Source organism: Telluria sp. AC161 (genome assembly GCF_979258535.1).
The window spans coordinates 1,537,095-1,552,949 of sequence record NZ_OZ409861.1 but is presented as its reverse complement, the minus strand read 5'-3'; the positions used below and the strand labels follow the sequence as shown (position 1 = coordinate 1,552,949).

Annotated in this window: 17 protein-coding genes; 4 read left to right on the top strand and 13 right to left on the bottom strand. The window is 64.3% G+C overall.

The window, feature by feature from the left end; translation table 11 throughout:
• The first annotated feature begins 45 nt into the window (after nt 1-45).
• The gene (locus tag ACZ0AJ_RS07065; RefSeq protein WP_499454350.1) at nt 46-291 is read left to right on the top strand and encodes a hypothetical protein; all 246 of its coding nucleotides are present in this window, start codon (nt 46-48) and stop codon (nt 289-291) included.
• Nucleotides 292-315: 24 nt separating this feature from the next.
• Here ACZ0AJ_RS07065 and pgeF read toward each other — a convergent pair whose 3' ends face one another.
• Entirely contained in the window at nt 316-1,101 is a 786-nt protein-coding gene (gene pgeF, locus ACZ0AJ_RS07060; protein ID WP_499453467.1) for a peptidoglycan editing factor PgeF, read from the bottom strand.
• Nucleotides 1,098-2,195: an RluA family pseudouridine synthase gene (locus ACZ0AJ_RS07055; protein WP_499454348.1), complete on the bottom strand. Its 1,098-nt coding sequence runs from the start codon at nt 2,193-2,195 to the stop codon at nt 1,098-1,100. The genes pgeF and ACZ0AJ_RS07055 overlap by 4 nt, the downstream gene beginning before the upstream one ends.
• 65 nt (nt 2,196-2,260) lie before the next feature.
• Between ACZ0AJ_RS07055 and ACZ0AJ_RS07050 the strand changes: the two genes are divergently transcribed.
• A complete protein-coding gene (locus ACZ0AJ_RS07050) occupies nt 2,261-3,100 on the top strand; it encodes an outer membrane protein assembly factor BamD (RefSeq protein ID WP_258837823.1) in 840 nt (279 codons plus the stop codon).
• Between the two features lie 159 nt (nt 3,101-3,259).
• Here ACZ0AJ_RS07050 and yaaA read toward each other — a convergent pair whose 3' ends face one another.
• Nucleotides 3,260-4,030, bottom strand: coding sequence for a peroxide stress protein YaaA (gene yaaA / locus ACZ0AJ_RS07045; RefSeq protein ID WP_499453465.1), 771 nt, complete (start codon nt 4,028-4,030; stop codon nt 3,260-3,262).
• Nucleotides 4,031-4,066: 36 nt separating this feature from the next.
• Between yaaA and ACZ0AJ_RS07040 the strand changes: the two genes are divergently transcribed.
• Together ACZ0AJ_RS07040 and ACZ0AJ_RS07035 are read left to right on the top strand one after the other, a co-directional pair.
• Nucleotides 4,067-4,534 (top strand): putative toxin-antitoxin system toxin component, PIN family, encoded by a 468-nt coding sequence (locus ACZ0AJ_RS07040; protein ID WP_499453463.1) that lies wholly within the window; start codon nt 4,067-4,069, stop codon nt 4,532-4,534.
• A gap of 36 nt (nt 4,535-4,570) precedes the next feature.
• Nucleotides 4,571-5,728 carry a pyridoxal phosphate-dependent aminotransferase gene (locus ACZ0AJ_RS07035; protein ID WP_499453461.1) on the top strand — a complete coding sequence of 386 codons (1,158 nt, stop codon included), beginning with the start codon at nt 4,571-4,573 and terminating at the stop codon, nt 5,726-5,728.
• 18 nt (nt 5,729-5,746) lie between these two features.
• On the opposite strand, the gene paeA is transcribed toward ACZ0AJ_RS07035, so the two are convergent.
• The 10 genes from paeA to ACZ0AJ_RS06985 form a co-directional block, all read right to left on the bottom strand.
• Nucleotides 5,747-7,078, bottom strand: a complete 1,332-nt coding sequence (gene paeA / locus ACZ0AJ_RS07030; protein WP_258837819.1) for a polyamine export protein PaeA — start codon at nt 7,076-7,078, stop codon at nt 5,747-5,749.
• A gap of 109 nt (nt 7,079-7,187) precedes the next feature.
• Nucleotides 7,188-8,264, bottom strand: a complete 1,077-nt coding sequence (locus tag ACZ0AJ_RS07025) for a tetratricopeptide repeat protein (RefSeq protein ID WP_499453459.1) — start codon at nt 8,262-8,264, stop codon at nt 7,188-7,190.
• Nucleotides 8,261-9,151, bottom strand: a complete 891-nt coding sequence (locus ACZ0AJ_RS07020) for an ExeA family protein (protein WP_499453457.1) — start codon at nt 9,149-9,151, stop codon at nt 8,261-8,263. The genes ACZ0AJ_RS07025 and ACZ0AJ_RS07020 overlap by 4 nt, the downstream gene beginning before the upstream one ends.
• A complete protein-coding gene (mshL, locus tag ACZ0AJ_RS07015; protein WP_499453455.1) occupies nt 9,151-10,977 on the bottom strand; it encodes a pilus (MSHA type) biogenesis protein MshL in 1,827 nt (608 codons plus the stop codon). The genes ACZ0AJ_RS07020 and mshL overlap by 1 nt, the downstream gene beginning before the upstream one ends.
• A gap of 21 nt (nt 10,978-10,998) precedes the next feature.
• Entirely contained in the window at nt 10,999-11,361 is a 363-nt protein-coding gene (locus ACZ0AJ_RS07010) for a hypothetical protein (RefSeq protein WP_499453453.1), read from the bottom strand.
• Complete coding sequence (locus ACZ0AJ_RS07005; protein WP_499454344.1) at nt 11,346-12,059, bottom strand: hypothetical protein; 714 nt, start codon at nt 12,057-12,059, stop codon at nt 11,346-11,348. The genes ACZ0AJ_RS07010 and ACZ0AJ_RS07005 overlap by 16 nt, the downstream gene beginning before the upstream one ends.
• Nucleotides 12,056-12,715 (bottom strand): hypothetical protein, encoded by a 660-nt coding sequence (locus ACZ0AJ_RS07000; protein WP_499453447.1) that lies wholly within the window; start codon nt 12,713-12,715, stop codon nt 12,056-12,058. The genes ACZ0AJ_RS07005 and ACZ0AJ_RS07000 overlap by 4 nt, the downstream gene beginning before the upstream one ends.
• Nucleotides 12,712-13,641 (bottom strand): type IV pilus biogenesis protein PilM, encoded by a 930-nt coding sequence (pilM, locus tag ACZ0AJ_RS06995; protein ID WP_499453445.1) that lies wholly within the window; start codon nt 13,639-13,641, stop codon nt 12,712-12,714. The genes ACZ0AJ_RS07000 and pilM overlap by 4 nt, the downstream gene beginning before the upstream one ends.
• A gap of 239 nt (nt 13,642-13,880) precedes the next feature.
• A complete protein-coding gene (locus ACZ0AJ_RS06990) occupies nt 13,881-14,339 on the bottom strand; it encodes a type II secretion system protein (RefSeq protein ID WP_499453443.1) in 459 nt (152 codons plus the stop codon).
• 271 nt (nt 14,340-14,610) lie between these two features.
• Complete coding sequence (locus ACZ0AJ_RS06985; protein WP_499453441.1) at nt 14,611-15,855, bottom strand: type II secretion system F family protein; 1,245 nt, start codon at nt 15,853-15,855, stop codon at nt 14,611-14,613.

Genomic DNA, 15,855 nt, shown 5'->3' with positions numbered 1-15,855 from the left:
AGAATCGCGTCTCTTCAACCAGGAACTACAACAAGGAACTACTGCATGTGGATCGTTGCCATTGCCTGGATATACGTTGTGGTGCTCATGGCGGCGACCGAGCCGACCGTCGTGGCCGGCATCATGACGTTCGCGTTTTATTGCGCACTGCCATTATCCATACTTTTTTATATCACTGGCGCGAAACGGCGCCGGCAGCGCGGGCGAACACAGCAGTCCAGGCATCAGGTCAGACCACAGTGGGAGTCGCCGGCAGACGACATGGATGGCGACGACGGTGACGGCGACTGAGCCGCACCGCATCGCGCGCACGTTCTATTTAAGCCAGATGACGCTGGCCTGGCGGCCAGTCACGCCATCGCGGCGATAGGAGTAAAAGCGCTCCGGCGCACTGGCCGTGCACAGCCCGCCACCATGCACGCGTTCGACGCCATCATGCGCCAGCATCAAGCGTGCCAGCGTGAACATATCGGCGAGGTGCTTACCGGGCCGACCCGGATAGGCCATGAAGCAGTTGCGCGTCGCGTCGCCCGGCAGCGCCGCGGCAAATGCCGCCACCACGTCGTCGCCAACCTCGAACGCATCGGGACCGATAGCCGGCCCCATCCACGCCGTGATCTCGCCAGCACCGGCCGCGCGCATGGCGCGCACGGTGGCACCCAGCACGCCGCCAGCCAACCCGCGCCAGCCGGCGTGCGCCGCGCCCACCACCTTGCCATCCAGATCGGCAAACAGCACCGGCAGGCAATCGGCAGTCAGGATGGCGCAGACGACGCCAGGCATCGTGGCGATGCTGGCGTCGCCCGTGCGCACCGGCTGGTCGGCGCCCACGGTGCCGGCGTCGACGACGTCGGCGCCATGCACCTGGGCGATCCAGGCCGGACGGCCCGGCAACCAGTCTTGCAGCAAGGCGCGGTTGGCGGCAACGGCCTCAGGCGCGTCGTTCACGTGCAGGCCCAGATTCAGGCCCCCGCCACCCTTGCCGTCGTCGTAGGGACCGACGGAGACGCCGCCATCGCGGCTGGTCGCCAGTGCGCCGACGGTCGCCGGCAAGTCAGGCCAATCGGGCCAGACCAGAGCCGACCGTGCCAGCGTACTCATGCCCGGTAAGTGACGACGCCGTTGTCGTCGTCAGCGGCATCCTCGATCGCCGTGCCGAATTCGCCCAGCTCCGGCTCTTCGATGCCCGCACGCGCGATCAGCTCGGCGAAATCGTCGGCCAGTGGCACGGTCCATTCGCATTGCTCACCGGTGGCCGGATGCACGAGACCCAGACGGCGCGCCTGCAGCGCCTGGCGCGGAAACACCGGCGTCAGGTGGCGCTTGCCGTAGACAGCATCGCCGACGAGCGAAAAGCCCAGCGACTGCATGTGCACGCGAATCTGGTGGGTGCGGCCTGTTTCGAGGCGGCAGCGCACCAGCGTGACGGGACGCCGGTCGAGTTCGCCCGAAATGACGCGCTCGTAATGGGTGATCGCCGGCTTGGCAAACGGGCTGCTCGAGACCGCCATCTTGACGCGGTCTTTGGCATCGCGCCCCATCGGGCTGTCGATCGTGCCCGACAGGCGCGGCGTGCCCCACACCAGCGCAAAATATTCGCGCTTGACGGTGCGTGCCTGCAGCTGGCGCACGAGGTCGGTTTGCGCGGCGAGCGTTTTACCGACGACCATCAGGCCACTGGTATCCTTGTCGAGACGGTGGACGATGCCGGCGCGCGGCACGCCAACCAGTTGCGGGCAGTGATGCAGTAGGCCGTTGAGCAGCGTGCCGGTCCAGTTGCCCGAACCCGGGTGCACGACGAGGCCTGCCGGCTTGTTGACGACCATGATGTCGTCGTCTTCGTACACGATGGTGAGGTCCATCGCTTCCGGCGCGAACGCCGTGTCTTCAGGCGCAGCTTGTGGCACGACGACAATGGCTTCATCGCCATAGGCCGTGTCCTTGCCCCGGGCCGGTTTGCCGTCCACCGTGATGTGGCCGCTTTCGAACCATTGCTGCAGGCGGCTGCGCGAGAACTGGGGCACGAGGCCAGCCACTACCTTGTCGAGGCGCTGGCCGCAGTGTTCCTCTTGCAGCGCCAGGGTAATGGGCGACAGATCGGTGCCTGGCAACGGGACAAACCCGATCTCCAGTTCATCGTCAAAATCAGGGTCAATCGGTATATCCGCCGGATTCGGCGCAGGAGTTAATATCACGTGAGTCCCATCGGCTATAATCAGCCGTTCGTTGAATCTAGGTAAAACATTTCTTGCAAAAAGCTATGCAAAAAAAATTGTCTGTGTTGGTCGCTACTTGCGCCCTCGTCGGTCTGTCGGCATGCAGTATGCTGCCAAAGGCCAAGGACGAGTCCAAAAACTGGTCGGCGGAGAAATTATACGCTGAGGCGCGCGAAGAGATGGCAGGTGGGCACTACGAAGCCGCAATCCCGTTGTTCAACCGGCTCGAAACCAACTTCCCATTCGGCGTGTACGCAACACAAGCGCAGATGGAAGTGGCGTACGCCCACTACAAGTCGGCTGACCAGGCGCAAGCGCTGGCGGCGGTCGAGCGCTTCATCAAGCTGCACCCGAACCACCCCCAGGTCGACTACATGTACTACCTGCGTGGCCTGATCAATTTCAACGATCAGCTCGGGTTCTTCAGCTTTGTGTACTCGCAAGACCCGACCGAGCGCGATCCGCGTGCAACGCGTGAAGCGTTCGCGGCGTTCAAGGCGCTGGTCGACAAGTACCCGAACAGCAAGTACGCGGCCGACGCGACCGAACGCATGAGCTATCTGATCAATGCGATGGCTCAGTACGAAGTGCACGTGGCGAATTACTACTACCGCCGCGGCTCGTATTTGGCGGCGCTCAATCGTGCCCAGGATGCGGTGACCAACTACACCGACGCCCCGGCGCGCGAAGAAGCGCTGTTCATCATGATCCGCTCGTACGACAAGCTCGGCATGCCGCTGCTGCGCGACGATACGCAGCGTGTGTTCGCGCTGAACTATCCGGACAGCTACTTCCTGAACCCGAACGCCCGCGGCGATGCGCCGTGGTGGAAGTTCTGGTCCAAGGGTGGCGCCAAGGCGGCGCCGAAGGATGCGGTGCAGTAAATTTTGCTGCGGGCTGTGCGGCGAACTTGGGTTCCCGCCTCCGCGGGAGAGACGTGCTGCAGTTCGCGATGCAAACCAGCGGCAACGCTTCTCTGCGTCTGCATTAACACGTCGTTCCCGCGCAGGCGGGAACCCAAGTCAGCCAGCCAGGCCGTTACATCACACGTCGAGCCTGCGTCTGAACACCCACGCATTTGCACTCGACGCGCCCGGCTCGAATGCATAGCCATCGACATCGAAGTCCTTGAGCCCCTCGGGATCCGTGATGCCGTTCTCGGTCGCATAGCGCGCCATCATCCCCCTCGCCCGCTTGGCATAGAACGAAATAATCTTGTAGTTGCCGTTCTTCCAGTCCTGGAACACGGGTTCGATGACGGGCGCGGCCAGCAGCCTGGGCTTGACCGACTTGAAGTACTCGGTCGAGGCCAGGTTCACCAGCGCCGTCGAGCCGTTCTCGGCCAGTTGCCGGTTCAGGGCAGCGGTGATCGTCTCGCCCCAGAACGCATACAGGTCCTTGCCGCGCGGGGTGGCCAGCCGGGTGCCCATTTCCAGGCGATACGGATGCATCTGGTCGAGCGGGCGCAGCACGCCGTACAGGCCCGACAGGATGCGCACGTGGCGCTGGGCAAACGTCAGCGCCTCCGTGTTCAGCGTGCGCGCGTCGAAGCCCGTGTACACGTCGCCATTGAACGACATGATCGCCGGCCGCGCTTGTCCATGATCGGCGTCCCAGTGGGCATAGCGCCCTACGTTGAGCATCGACAGCGCGTCGGACAGGTCCATCAGTTCGCTGATCGATGCAGGCGAATGGCCGCGCAGGACCTCGATCAGTTCGCTTGCATGGGCAATGAAGTCGGGTGTGGACTGATGCGGCGTGGTCAGGGGCGATTCGAGATCGAGGGACTTGGCGGGAGACAGGACAATCAGCATGGCCGTACGAAACTTTTCCATAAATAAACAACCGACATGATAACCGCTCCAGCCCCAACCATCGTCATCGACACCAATGTGCTGCTCGACCTGTTCGTGTTCCACGATCCGCGCTGGGCTGACCTGCTTGCCGCCATCGAATCGAAGGAGATCGACGCCATCACACGCGCCGACTGCCGCGCCGAATACCTGGCCGTGCTGCACTACCAGCACCTGCCGCTGGACGACGACAGCCGCCTGGCCGCCGCCGCCCGCTTCGACGCCCTGCTGCGCCTGGTTGACGTCGATTCCAAAGCGATTCGCCTGCCCGTGTGCACCGACCGCGACGACCAGAAATTCATGGAGCTCGCGCGCGACGCCGGCGCGTCGATCCTGATCAGCAAGGACAAGGCGCTGCTCAAGCTGGGACGCAAGACGGCGCAGGCGGGGCTCTTCCGCATCATGCTGCCCGAGGTGTGGGTCGCCACGTGGCGCCAGGCCAGGGCCGAAGGCACGCTAGAATAAGGCTTCACCCCAACTGCTTTCGATCAGGATGCATTCATGAGCCTTCCACCGCTGGTCTCCCGCCTGCCGCACGTCGGCACCACCGTGTTCACCCGCATGTCGCAACTGGCCATCGACCATGGCGCCGTCAACCTGGGCCAGGGTTTCCCCGATTTCGCGTGCGATCCAGCGCTGGTCGACCTGGTGACCGACGCAATGCGTGCCGGCCATAACCAGTATCCGCCGATGACCGGCCTGCCGGCACTGCGCCAGGCGATTGCAGCCAAGATCGAGACCACCTACGGCCATCGTTACGACGCGAACACCGACATCACCGTCACTGCCGGCGCCAGTCAGGCCATCCAGTCGGCGATCCTGGCCGTCGTGCACCCGGACGACGAGGTGATCGTCATCGAGCCCGCCTACGATTGCTACGCGCCAGCCATTGCGCTGGCGGGCGGCGTCGTGGTGCCGGTGACGATGCGGCTGGACGCCGATGGCTACCGTGTGGAGTGGGCCGACGTGCGGGCCGCGGTCACGCCGCGCACACGCATGGTCGTCATCAACACGCCGCACAACCCAACGGGCACGATCCTGCGCCAGGCCGATCTCGATGCGCTGGTCGCGATCGTGCAGGACACGCAGATCCTGGTGCTGTCGGACGAAGTGTATGAACACATGGTGTTCGACGGCGAGCCGCATGCGTCGGTGGCGCGCCATCCGACGCTGGCCGAACGCGCGTTCGTCGTCTCGAGCTTCGGCAAGACCTTCCACGTCACCGGCTGGAAGATCGGCTACGTCGCCGCGCCAGCGGCATTGATGGTCGAGTTTCGCAAGGTCCACCAGTACAACGTCTTTTGCGTCAATGCGCCGATGCAGCATGCGATTGCCGCCTATCTGCAGGACCCGGCGCCATGGCGCGATTTACCAGCGTTCTACCAGGCCAAGCGCGACCTGTTCCGCGCCGGGCTGGCGGAATCGCGCTTCACGCTGCTGCCATCGGATGGTACCTACTTCCAGTGCGTGCGCTACGACGCGATCTCGGATTTGAGTGAAGCGGAATTCGCCGAATGGCTGACGCGCGAGATCAAGGTGGCCGCCATTCCCGTCTCGGCGTTCTACAGCCAGCCGAAAGAGTCGCACGTGGTGCGTTTCTGCTTCGCGAAAAAAGACGAGACGCTGCAGCTTGCGCTGGAGCGTCTCGCACAGTTATAAGCGCAGTTTCGCCGATACCTAGTGGGCGGCAGGCGTCGCCGCCCCGAGCGCCTTCTGCCCCGGGTCGAGGCGCTTGACCAGTATCTGGTCGATGCGGTGATGGTCGACGTCGAGCACCTCGAAGCGCATGCCTTCGTACTCGACGCTGTCGGTCTGCTTGGGCACCTTGCGCAGCATGAACATCATGAAGCCGGCCGCCGTCTCGTAGCGCTCTTCTTCCGGCAGCGACTGCAGGTCGATCACGCGCTTCATCTCCGCCACCGGCGTGCTGCCGTCGATCAGCCACGAGCCGTCTTCGCGCTGCATCGTTTGCTGGTCCGCTTCCAGCGGGCTACCCCAGCGCCCCATCACCGTCACCATGATGTCCGACAGCGTGATCACGCCGACGACAAACGCATATTCATTGATGACGACTGCAAAGGTCTCTTTACTCGAGCGGAAGCGGTCGAGCAGCTCGGACAGCGTCAGGCTATCCGGGATGATCAGGACCGTGCGGATCGTCGATTCGCTCAGGTGAAAGTGCGACTGGTTGTTCAAGAGGCGCACCAGGATGTCGCGCGTGTCGACATAGCCGACCACGCGGTCGATCACGCCATCGCAAACGGGGAATTTCGACAGCGAGTGCGCAGCGATCTTCTGGCGCACGCTCTCTTCGGGCTCGGTCAGGTCGAAGAACACGATGTTCTCGCGCGTCGTCATTGTCGACGTCACGGCGCGCGACTCGAGTTCGAACACGTTCTCGATGAAGTGCTGCTCCTGCTTTTGCAGCACGCCGGCCTGCGCGCCCGCTTCGACCACGGCCGAGATTTCATCGAACGTGATGCGGTCTTCGCGCGTCATGTTGATGCCAAACAGCTTGAACAGGCCATTGGCGATCACGTTCAGTGTCCACGAAAACGGCTTGAACAGGCGGATGACGAACAGCACCGGCCGGATCACCGCCATCGCCGTCGTCTCGGGCGAGATCAAGGCCAGGCGCTTGGGCATCAGGTCCGAGAACAGCACGAACAGCGTGGTGACGAACACGAACGACAGCGTGAAGGCGATGTTTTCGCGGCCCGGCCCTGCGTAGAACACGGACAGCCACTCGAGGAAGAACGGGCGCAGCGCCCCTTCACCCAAGATACCGCCGAGGATCGCAATGGCGTTCAGGCCAAGCTGCGAGGCGGCGAAGAAGTCGGCCGAATGCGCCTGCAGCGCCATGACCTTGCGGGCACGGTCATCGCCCGCCTCGGCCAGCAATTTGAGTTTGATTTTGCGGGCACCTGCCAGCGAGATTTCGGTGAGCGACAGGAAGCCCGCCGCAAGCACCAGCACGGCCAGCAAGGCCAAATGTTCGAACAAGTTCATGGGACACCCGGGGTACTGTTATTGGGTCACGCTCGTTGACCGGGGAGCTGCGCAGGGGTACCTGCGCAGGCATGACACTTTACCATGCCCGCCCTCCCCGGCGGCGGCCTCAACGACCGAGTTGACCCAGCCGACGCTCGACGAAGGCCTGCAGTTCGGGCGACAGCGTCCCGCTGGCCTGCGCCTGCGTGAAGGCAGCGCGGCTTTCTGCGTCACGCTTGTCGGCCTGCAGCGCGATGCCCAGGCCCATCCACCACACGCCATTGCCGGGCGAGCGCTTGAGCGCGGCCTGATAATGGTCGGCCGCTTCATGCACACGGCCTTCACGCTGCAGCACGCCGGCCAGGAACGCGTGGTACTCGCCATTGCCCGCCGCATAGGGCAGCGTACGCGTCAACGTATCGATGGCCGGCCCGCCCCGTTCGAGCTGCAGGCGCGCCAGCAGCATCGCCAGCGCCGGCTGGCGCGCGTCGATCGCGAGCGCAGCCTGCAACTGGCGCATCGCATCGTCCGGACGGCCCGCTTCGATCAGCAGGCCCACCAGCGTCTGGCGCGCCGCCTCGTGACGCGGGTCGATCTGCAGGCCCGCCTGCAGCGTGGCGATGGCTTCCGTCACGCGGCCGTCCTCGAGCACGCCGAGTGCGCGCCGATAGGCGTTTTCGGCCCGTTGCGATGGCGTGTCGGTGCGACCGGCAGCAGGAACAGCCGGTGCTTTCTTCGCCACCGAAACCGTGCGTGGTGCGGGCTTGGCGGTTGGTGCCGGAGCGGCCGGCCTGACACGCTTGGGTGCCGGTGCCGGTGCCGGTGCCGGTGCCGGTGTTGGCTCCGGCGCTGGCTCTGGCTCCGGTGCTGGCTCCGGTGTCGGTGCTGGCGCAGCTGGCGCCACATCGACCACCTGCACCGGCGCTGCCGCCGGCATGTCCACCACCACCGTCGTGCGTGCCGGGACTGGCGCAGCGGCCAGCACCGAAGGCGCCGCAGCCGGCGCAGGCGCCGTCTGCATGATCTTCCAGCCGGCGACACCGGCGCCGACCGCCAGCAGCGCGCCACCGACCAGCGCCGCGCGCATCACCGGCCCGCGGCGCTCCGGTGCCGCCACGGGCCGCACGTCGGCCGGCAGCGGCGCCGCGCCGGGCTGGCCGGCGCGCGCATCGAGGTCCTTGAGCATCTTGTTAATGGGGCTCATGGCGCCACCACCCAGGCAAACACGCCAAGGGCGCCCATGACGATCGCGCCGCCCGTCAGCCACTGGCGGATCGCGCGCCCCACACCCACCGTGTCACGCGCAGCGATCGCGACATGGCCACCTGCGACCTGCTGCTTGCCCTGGCCATAACTGAGCATCATCGCCTTGTGCGCCATGATGTTGACCAGGCGCGGCACGCCGCCGCTGGCCTTGTACAGGCTGCGGATTGCGGCGCTGGAAAACAGCCGCGCGCCGGTGAAGCCGGCCACGCGCAGCCGGTGTGCCACATAAAAATCGATGTCGTCACGGTTCAACGGTCCCAGGTGGTAGTGGAACGTGATGCGCTGGGCCAGCTGGCGGATCGAGTCCAGCTGCAGCTTGCGATTGAGTTCGGGCTGGCCGAACAGGACAATCTGCAGCAGCTTGCGCTTTTCCGTTTCCAGGTTCGTCAGCAGCCGCAGGGCTTCCAGGCTATCGACGGGAATGGCTTGCGCTTCGTCCAGGCACAGCACCACGCGCAGGTCCTGCGCGGCAAGCGCCAGCAAGCGCAGGTTGATCGCCTTGAGCAGCTGATGCTGGTCGACATCGCGCTCGAGCACGATCTCCAGTTCGTCGGCCAGCGCCAGCATCAAGGTGCGCGGTTCAAGGTACGGGTTCGGGATGTAGGCCGTGACAAATCCTTTGCCGAGCGTCGCCATGAACTTGCGGCACAACAGCGTCTTGCCGGTGCCAACTTCGCCCGTGATCTTGATGAAGCCTTCGCCGCCGCGCGCCGCGACCAGCAGCGTGTTGAGGGCTTCCTGCGAGCGCGGGCTGCCGAAGAAGAAGCTGGTGTCCGGCGTGATCCCGAACGGCAGCTCGCGCAGGCCAAAATGCGCCGCGTACATCAGTCAACGCCCCAGCCAGGCGCACGGCTGCGCGGATCGAGCTGCTCGATGCGGCGGCTCGCGTCCATCATGTCTTCGCTCCAGTCGCTGGCGCCTTCGACGATGGTCGGCTTGATCAAGACGACCAGCTCGCGCTTCTGGTTGGTCCGGTTCTTGTTGCGAAACAGGTTGCCCAGGAGCGGGATCTTGTCCGCGCCCGGCAACTGGTCGGTGTCGCCGGTGGACGCCTGGCGCATCAAGCCGCCGATGGCCACCACTTGCCCGTTGCGGCCGCGCACGATGCTGTCGAGTTCCGACGTGCTCGATGCCGCCAGCGGCAGGCGCAGCGTGCCGCCCGAGCCCAGGTCGACATCCTTGTTGACGGTGGTGACTTGGCTGACCGATGGGTGCACGTGCAGCAGGATGTTGCCATTGGCGTCGATCTGCGGCGTCACGTCGAGCACGACGCCGGAGAAGAATGGCTGCACCGTTACGCTTGGGCTGACGATGCTGCCGTTGTCGCCGGTGGTGATGTTGTTGGTCACACCGGTGACGAAGAATTCATCGGTGCCGATCTTGAGCACGGCCTTCTGGTTGTTGACCGCCGCGATGCGGGGGCTCGACAGCACGTGCACGCTGCCCTGCGATTCGAGGAACGTGATCAGCGCTGCGAAGTTATTCGTCTGGAACGCGAAGCCGAACAGCGAGCCGGCTGCCGTCGCGGCATTCGACAGCGAGAAGCCGGTGCTGGCCGCGAGGCCCTGGCCGCTGTTGATGACAGGCGGCTGGCCGCCCGTGTACGGCAGCGGCGCCAGATTGGCACCGGGCGAGATCAGGCCGCCCGAGACGCGGTTGGGGTGCGAACCGCGGAACGACGCGAACGAGGCCCAGTTGATGCCGCTCTGGAAGCTGTCGTTCAGCTCCACCTCGAGGATCTTGGCTTCCAGGATCACCTGGCGGTCGACCGACAGCTGGGTGGCCTTCAGGTAAGCATCGACGTTGCGCAATTCGTCCGGCATCGCGCGGATCACGAGCACGCCCGATTGCGGGCTGACGACGACGCTGCGACCGCCTTCGGTCGAGCCGACGATGGCGGCGATCGACAGTTTCAGGTCGCCCCAGAAGTCGTTGTCCGAGTGCGTGCGCACGTCGGTGCTGTTGGTCTGGGTCTGGCCGTTGCTGCTGTTGTTGTTATTGTTATTGTTGTTATTGCCGTTCTGGTTGTTGTTGTTCTGGCTGCGGTTGTTGTTGCCGCTGCTGCCGTTGTTGTTATTGTTGTTGCCATTGCCGGCGTCGGCCACCGACGTCGATGACACACGCAGGTTGGAACTGCCGCTGCGCTGCGCCGTCAGGTAGTTCACATGGAACATGCGGGTCTGCATCGTCAGCGGGCGGATCGCGATGCGGGCGCCGTCGATCTTGTAGTCGTAGCCATACATGTCGCGCACCGCTTCCAGCGTTTCGACCAGCGTCACGTCCTTCAGGTTGGCGCTGATATTGCCCGTCACGTCCGGGTGCACCAGCATGTTGTAGCGGGTGCCGGCCACGATCGAGCGGAAGAACTGCTGCGCCGGGACGTTGTTGAAGGCGACGTTGAAGCGCTCTTCCAGCGCCGAACGCGCCTTGGGCAACTGACTGGCCAGCGTTGCCGCCGGCGGCAGCAGCGCATTGGTCACCGCGTCGTCCACCGCAGGACGGGCGCCCTGCTGGGTGCTGGCTTTCGTCAGCTCTTTCGTGATCGCGTCATAGGTGGCGTTCTGTGGCGCGCTCTGGCAGCCGCCAAGGAGCACGGTGACGGCAAGCGCCACGGCCAGCGCGCGCGGCGCCATTACAAACTTGGGTGTCATGGTGGGTACGTACTTCATCGGTTAGCGGGCAACCGGCGTCATGCCGGACAGCGGTGCATCCATGCGCAGCACCTGGCGCGCGTTGCCGCGCATGAGGATGACCTCGCCAGGCTTGATACTCGTGATCCGTGCGCCTTTGTAAAACTCGCCCAGGCGCAGCGTTTCGCCGTCGATGACGGCTACGTGGCGCCCGCCCGCATGCGGTGCGATCAGCACCGATTGCAGGCGCGGGACGTCGCGCTGCACAGCCGGATCGAGCGCGATCCGGTCCATGCCGGCCGGCGGGCGGGTCGGGTCCTGCAACGGCTGCGCGGCGGCAGGCAGCTGGCACAGCGCGAGGCAGGCCAGCACGGTCTTGGTCAGGTTCTTCACAGCTTCATCCATTGTCGGTCCAGGCTGAGCGTATGCAGCGTGAGCGTGAGGCGCGCGGTCGGATAGGTTTCGACGTCGAGCTGGGCGCGGCCCCAGAACATCCGCGTCGGCATCGCGTCGAGTGTGCTCATGTAGTCGACCATGTCGAGGTAGTTGCCGCGCACCGTAACTTCGACGCCGTGCCGGTACAGCAGGGGCACGTCGCCCCCCGCTGCAGGCGCAGGTGTTGCCGGCGCTGCCGGTGCTGCCGTGGCTGCAGTGGCGCCCGGTGCGGCCAGCGGTTCGGCCGGCAAGGTCCGCATCGAGACCAGCTTGAGGCGGCCGTTGGCGCGCAGGATGCCTTCGACCAGTGGTCCCATGCGCTCGGGCGGCACCAGGCCGTGTTCGAGCGCCAGCAGCTCGCTGCCCAGTTGCCCCATCTCCTGCTGCATCGTGTTCAGGCGCGTGCGGGACTGGGCGTCCGGGTCGATCCGCGACCCCTCCACACGCGCCGTGATCTCGCCATCGATGGCGGCGCTCGCGGCCTGCTGTTGCTCGATCTGGGTGCGCAGCGCTACCTGTTTTGCGTCCTGCGGCGCCAGCACGAGGGTATGCCCGGCGAACGCCAGCACGGCGATGGTGGCGCCGAACACCATGCCGCGTTCACGCAGCGACAGGGCGTCCATGCGCGCCGCTACCTCGAGCACGCGCTGCTTGATCGTTGCACTCATGGCTGAGGCTCCGTGGCGACCGACTGCAGGCTGAATTCGACATACGGCGCGGCGCGGGTGGCGGGCTGGCCATCCGCGCCGGGCACGGCTGCCGGCACTGGCAACGGCGCCGCTTCGCCGATCTGCAGGCTGGCGAACGACTTACCCTGCATCAGGGGCTCGCTCGTCAGGCGATTCAGGTAGCCAGGTACCATGGCGGGGTCCAGCGCGCGGCCGCGGATGCCGATCTGGGCGCCGCCCGCGCCCACCGTCACGCCGGTCAGCCACAATCCCGGCATGCTCTGACGCGCGAGCGCCTTGAAGTAGCCGCCAAAGCCGTTCGTGTCACCCAGTTCGCCCCGTGCCAGCGCGCCCGATACGTGGCGCATGGCGGCCAGCTTGCGGTCGGCGTCAAGGAGCTGGTCCGCCATCGTGGCGTCTTTCGCGCGCGGCACGAATTCGGTGTTGACCGAGGCCAGGCGTGCTTGCCGCTTGTCGAGCTGCACCGCACCGGCATCCGCCTGCTGCTGCAGCTCGGCCGTGCGCATGCTCCCCAGCAGTGCCAGGCCGGCGATGCCGACGACGATTACGCCGGCCGCCAGCGCCAGCTGCGCTGCCGACAGCACGTGCTTTTGCGGCTGGAACGCCGGATTGAACAGATTGATTTGCTGGCTCATGCGCCCTCCCCGTCGCGCAGCGCGGCGCCGATAACCAGGAAAAAGCGCTGCTGCTGCGCCAGGTCGGCCAGCTCGGGCGTGCGCGACAGGTCGAACAGGGTGGCCAGGTTCAGCGTTTCGACCGGCGTGTACAGATTGCTGGACAGGTATTCGTCGAGCCCCGTCACGGCCGATGGGCCAAGGATGAGCTTGGCGACGCTGATGAACGAATACTGGCGCTCGAAATGGTCGAGCGAGCGTTGCAGTTCGAGCGTGATCTTGTCGAAGCTCGCATGCTTGCGGTCGTGGTCGGGTTCGAGCAATTGCACCAGCGTGACATCGAAGCGGCGCGACAGGTACAGCTCGCCGCGATACGACACCGTCAGCAGGCCGCCATCGTCACCAAACGACAGCATGGCAATGCCGCGGCCTTCGGGCTCGAGCATGGCTGACACATTGCGTTGGGCCATTTCAGGAATATCGATCGCGGTCAGTTCGACCTTGGCGTCGAGGAACAATTTCTGACGCGGGGCGATGATGCTGTTTTTTGCCGCCACGACGAACACCGATTGCTGGGCGCGCGAGTTGGCGTCCAGCGCAATGTCGAGCACGTCGATGGTCGCTTCGGCGGCGGGAAAATCGAGAATGTCCTTCAGACGCCAGCGCACGGCTGTTTTCACTTCGTCGGATGGGACGTTCGGGGCTTCGACGTTGAGGATCTGGTAGTCGCCGCCGGTGAGCAGCGTGGTGCAGTAGCACCCGGCTGCCTGCGCGTCGCCTGCGAGCTTGTCGATCGTATCGCGCGATACACCGGCGGCCGCCTGGACGGCAAGCACGGTCGGCTGGGCGCCAGACGTCTTCGCCACGCTCGCAACGAACACATTGTCGCCGGCAATGGCAAAACTCAGCCAGCCAGTTTTTTTCTTGGATTTCTTAAACAAACGCATGCAGGCCGCAATCTGGTCGCACTATGGGTCGTCACCGACAATTTCTTGATTATAGACAAGAGTGATTGAGGGCAATTACAAAAAGACGCAGGAGGCGTGAAGTAATCGTCGGCGTGTGGCTGGCAAGCCACCGATTTCGCCACCGACGCGTTCCCGCATGGTGTCATCCACGGCTGACGAATACAGCGCCATAAAAAAAGCGCTGCCGCAGCAGCGCTTTCTTGATCAGCTCACAAGGATCATTCGCACTTGGTGCTGATCACCTGGATGACCGGTGCCGGGACAGCGGCGGTCGCTTCGGTGTAGCGCACGTTGCAGGTGTTATCCAGGGCTGCCGGCATGTTCAACGGCGTGAACGTCACGGTTTGACCAGCGATTGCCGACTTGTAGTCCTTGTCGCTCAGACCCGCTGCCGCGCCAATGGTGGCCACGCTCGGGTAGCCATTGACCATCTTGATGGTCTCGCCTTCGACAACGATGTCGGTGGCATTGGTAATCAGGAATTTGCCACGCAACATCGACGACGCTGCGCTCAGGGCACCGCGGGCGCCCTGCAGCGACGCTGCACGGGCATCGCCGCTCAGGCTGGCGAATTTCGGCAGCGCCGTTGCTGCCAGAATGCCCAGGATGACGATCACGACGATCAGTTCGATCAGGGTGAAACCGCCTTGCGCGCCTTTGTTGAAACCTTTGTTCATCGCTACTCTCCGTATGATTGAAAGGAAAAAATTCCTTTCGACTGGTTGATCGAGGACCGGTGCACCAAGGCACGCCGTGGACCGATCCTCCTGATATCTTCGCCCTCATCCAGGCCTGACGGCGGAGAGCGCATAAAGAATTCTACATTGACCCTAGGAAATTTCGATATCCAGGAAGAACTTTCCACAAAGTATTTTGAGCTAGTGCGACTTTTCCGCCCGGCAAGCCTTATTTTGGTGCCATTACGCAACACTCGGCTGCAACCCTGTGTTATTTCGGATGCAATGCCGCCTGTCCCAGATCCCAGATAGGCAGGAAAATACCCAGCGCCAGAATCAGCACCATGATGCCCAGGAAGGTGATCAGGATCGGCTCGATCTGGCTCGAGAGCGTCTTGAGTTCGTAATCGACTTCGCGCTCGTACATCAGGGCGATCTCGTCCATCAGGTCATCGATCGAACCGGTTTCCTCGCCCACTGCGATCATCTGCAGCACGATCGGCGTGAACACGTTCGCGGCGGTCGATGTGCGCAGGATGCTCTCCCCGCGTTCGACGCCGTCGCGCATCTGGTCAACGCGTGAACTGAGATAGGCGTTGTCCGCCGTTTGGGACACGACCGTCAGCGCTTGCACAATCGGTACGCCACTGCGCAGCGACAACGCAAAGCTGCGCGCAAACCGCGCCATCGTCCCTTTATGGATGATCTTGCCGGCAACTGGCAGGCGCAGCTTGATGCGGTCCCAGACCAACCGGCCATTCACCGTGCGGGCCCAGGCCTTGAAGCCAACGATGGACGCAACGGTCACGCCGGCCAGTGCCGGCCACCAGGCGATGGTGAACTGCGAAGTCGTCAGCAGCACACGCGTCATCAGCGGTAATTCGGCGCCAAACGACGCGAACACCGAGGCAAACTTGGGAATCACGAAAATATTCACGACGACCATCGCCAGCACCATCGCGATGACAACGAAGGTCGGATAGCGCAGCGCCGTCTTGACGCGCTCGCGCATATCGCGATCGAACTCGAGGTGGTCGAACAGGCGCAGGAACACTTCTTCCAGGCGCCCCGTCATTTCACCGACCTTCACCATCGACAGGTAGAACGGCGTGAACACGAGCGGGTGGCGGCCCATCGCGATGGACAGCTCGCGCCCGGCGTCGAGCGACTCGCGCAGGTCCTTGATGATGCGCGCGAACGCCGGGCTGATGGCCGATTCCTGCAGCCCGGCCAGCCCGCGCATGATCGGCACGCCCGATTTCAGCAGCGTATAGATCTGGCGGCTGAACAGCTGCACGTCCATCGACGTCACCTTTTTCTCGAACAGGCGCTCGCGCCAGCCCACGCTGCTGCCAGCGCCGCCGCTGGTCGCGCGGCGCTTGGTCACGCTGATCTCGAGCGGCGTCACGCCGCTGCCGAACAGCTGGTCGGCGACAGCGCCGCTGTCGGCGCCTTCGAGCACGCCCTGCAGCAACTCGCCGCGTCCGTCGCGGCCTTTGTAGGCAAAAAATGGCAT

Excerpts from the sequence above, each read along its gene's own strand:
- ACZ0AJ_RS06985 (WP_499453441.1), bottom strand. The coding sequence starts at position 15,855 with ATGCCATTTTTTGCCTACAAAGGCCGCGACGGACGCGGCGAGTTGCTG.
- ACZ0AJ_RS07065 (WP_499454350.1), top strand. The coding sequence starts at position 46 with ATGTGGATCGTTGCCATTGCCTGGATATACGTTGTGGTGCTCATGGCG.
- ACZ0AJ_RS07050 (WP_258837823.1), top strand. The coding sequence starts at position 2,261 with ATGCAAAAAAAATTGTCTGTGTTGGTCGCTACTTGCGCCCTCGTCGGT.
- ACZ0AJ_RS07010 (WP_499453453.1), bottom strand. The coding sequence starts at position 11,361 with ATGGATGAAGCTGTGAAGAACCTGACCAAGACCGTGCTGGCCTGCCTC.
- mshL (WP_499453455.1), bottom strand. The coding sequence starts at position 10,977 with ATGACACCCAAGTTTGTAATGGCGCCGCGCGCGCTGGCCGTGGCGCTT.
- ACZ0AJ_RS06990 (WP_499453443.1), bottom strand. The coding sequence starts at position 14,339 with ATGAACAAAGGTTTCAACAAAGGCGCGCAAGGCGGTTTCACCCTGATC.
- ACZ0AJ_RS07000 (WP_499453447.1), bottom strand. The coding sequence starts at position 12,715 with ATGAGCCAGCAAATCAATCTGTTCAATCCGGCGTTCCAGCCGCAAAAG.
- ACZ0AJ_RS07020 (WP_499453457.1), bottom strand. The coding sequence starts at position 9,151 with ATGTACGCGGCGCATTTTGGCCTGCGCGAGCTGCCGTTCGGGATCACG.
- pilM (WP_499453445.1), bottom strand. The coding sequence starts at position 13,641 with ATGCGTTTGTTTAAGAAATCCAAGAAAAAAACTGGCTGGCTGAGTTTT.
- ACZ0AJ_RS07025 (WP_499453459.1), bottom strand. The coding sequence starts at position 8,264 with ATGAGCCCCATTAACAAGATGCTCAAGGACCTCGATGCGCGCGCCGGC.
- paeA (WP_258837819.1), bottom strand. The coding sequence starts at position 7,078 with ATGAACTTGTTCGAACATTTGGCCTTGCTGGCCGTGCTGGTGCTTGCG.
- pgeF (WP_499453467.1), bottom strand. The coding sequence starts at position 1,101 with ATGAGTACGCTGGCACGGTCGGCTCTGGTCTGGCCCGATTGGCCTGAC.
- ACZ0AJ_RS07040 (WP_499453463.1), top strand. The coding sequence starts at position 4,067 with ATGATAACCGCTCCAGCCCCAACCATCGTCATCGACACCAATGTGCTG.
- yaaA (WP_499453465.1), bottom strand. The coding sequence starts at position 4,030 with ATGCTGATTGTCCTGTCTCCCGCCAAGTCCCTCGATCTCGAATCGCCC.
- ACZ0AJ_RS07005 (WP_499454344.1), bottom strand. The coding sequence starts at position 12,059 with ATGAGTGCAACGATCAAGCAGCGCGTGCTCGAGGTAGCGGCGCGCATG.
- ACZ0AJ_RS07035 (WP_499453461.1), top strand. The coding sequence starts at position 4,571 with ATGAGCCTTCCACCGCTGGTCTCCCGCCTGCCGCACGTCGGCACCACC.